Annotated in this window: 1 protein-coding gene; it reads left to right on the top strand. The window is 48.6% G+C overall.

Annotated elements, in window-relative coordinates:
* The first annotated feature begins 326 nt into the window (after window positions 1-326).
* Window positions 327-1661 (top strand): MATE family efflux transporter, encoded by a 1335-nt coding sequence (locus LG34_RS15700; RefSeq protein ID WP_109216909.1) that lies wholly within the window; start codon window positions 327-329, stop codon window positions 1659-1661.
* Window positions 1662-1901: the final 240 nt, after the last annotated feature.

Raw genomic sequence — 1901 nt, 5'->3', positions numbered from 1 at the left:
CTACTCACCACTTGCAGAAGTGGGAGTCTCATCTCAGACTGAGATGAAAATGCATCTATAGTAATATTCAAAAATTTTCTCAATATGATACCGCAAGAATCCATTGTGTAACTATTGAAACAAAAAAAACGTCTACTATCATGTGGGATATGTTCATTTAATAATCGTACAGCATGACTTTGTAACGTAAATGAAAGGACTCTGGCTATTTTTCTCGGCCAGCGATTGTTAGCGGATGAGACAAAATCGCAGAGTCCTTTTTCACAACCTAAATTTTAAATCATGCACTTTTAAAAAAATTAAACGATAAAGGGAGTATAACATACATGGGGAAAAGAACTTTTAACTGGGCGGAATTAAAGCCAGAAGTCAAACAAGTCTGGCAATTAAGTCTGCCCGCGATTTTAACGCAGATCACCACCATCGCCATGCAGTACATTGACTCTGCCATGGTCGGTGCTCTGGGCGCTGCCGCTTCTGCTGCCATCGGTCTGGTCGTTGCCATGACCTGGCTGTACAACGGCGTACTATCCGCAGTTTCTGCCGGATTTTCGGTGCAGGTGGCGCATCACATCGGAGCAAATCAGGATATGGAAGCCCGAAATGTCGTCCGGCACGGTCTGATCAGTGCCCTGATTATTTCCGGACTTTTGTGTTTAAGCGGTCTTCTGCTCAGTCATCCGCTGCCGATCGCATTGGGTGGCGATCCTGCAATCTGCCAGGATGCAACTGCATACTTTTTCGTGTACTCGCTGATGATCCCGTTTTCACAGTTGAACTCCCTGGCATCGTCCTTTTTACAATGCTGCGGTGATATGGTAACACCAAGTATTTTGAATGCCGTCATGTGTGGGCTGGACGTTGTGTTCAATACTCTGCTGATTCCGCATTTCGGCGTTCTCGGTGCAGGTATGGGAACAGCGCTGGCCTGCGCCGTGATCAGTCTGATCATGGCATGGCGCTGCTGTATTTCCAATAAGCGGCTGCGGATCAGACGTACCGATAAGCATCCTTTTGACCGCAATATTCTAAAAAAGGCATTCCAGATTGGAATGCCTGTGGCGGTACAGGAAATCGCCATGAACGGTGCCATGGTCATGTCCACCAGAATCATTGCGCCACTGGGTGCTGCCGCCATCGCTGCCAACTCCTTCGCGGTCACCGCAGAAAGTCTCTGCTACATGCCAGGATATGGTCTCGGCATGGCAGCAACAACACTCGTTGGGCGAAGCATCGGTGCCGGAGAGTTAAAAACTGCCAAACGATATGGCAATATCAGTACCGCCATGGGCGCGATTTTTATGGGCTGCACCGGTGCGGTCATGATGTTTGCCTGCCCGTTCGTTTTCCGGCTTCTGACACCCGATACAACCGTACAGGCCATGGCTGTTCATGTTCTGAGAATTGAGCTGCTTTCCGAACCGCTTTTCGGAGTGTCCATCGTAGCTGCCGGAGCACTGCGTGGAACCGGCGATACCTTCGTGCCAAGTCTGATGAACCTCGGCAGCATCTGGATCGTGCGTATCGGTCTGGCATTAATTCTGGTCAAACGCCTTGGACTTACCGGAATGTGGATTGCAATGTCTGTTGAATTATGTGTCCGCGGACTGCTGATGCTCTATCGACAGCACACCACGAAATATTATCGTTCGCGTACTTAAGTAAGGAAGAAAACAAAAACATCCAAGACAGACACGAACAGTTTTCTATCTTCGTTGCGCCGCTTATCTCCGACTGCTCCCGCGAACTCACCAACAGCAAAAACAGCTGTTGGCTCAAACACACTCCCGCAGTCGGGCTATGCTCACTTCGATAACGAAAATTGTCCTACCGTCTTGTCTTTGGATGTGTAGATGTGCAGTGATTCTGAGAAGAATATGTCAGCTTTCGCTGACCAGAAT

The sequence above is a fragment of the Eubacterium ramulus genome (genome assembly GCF_003122485.1).
Taxonomy (GTDB): domain Bacteria; phylum Bacillota; class Clostridia; order Lachnospirales; family Lachnospiraceae; genus Eubacterium_I; species Eubacterium_I ramulus_A.
This window is presented reverse-complemented; position numbering and strand designations above follow the sequence as displayed.

Coding starts and splice junctions, on each gene's coding strand:
- LG34_RS15700 (WP_109216909.1), top strand. CDS start 327: ATGGGGAAAAGAACTTTTAACTGGGCGGAATTAAAGCCAGAAGTCAAA.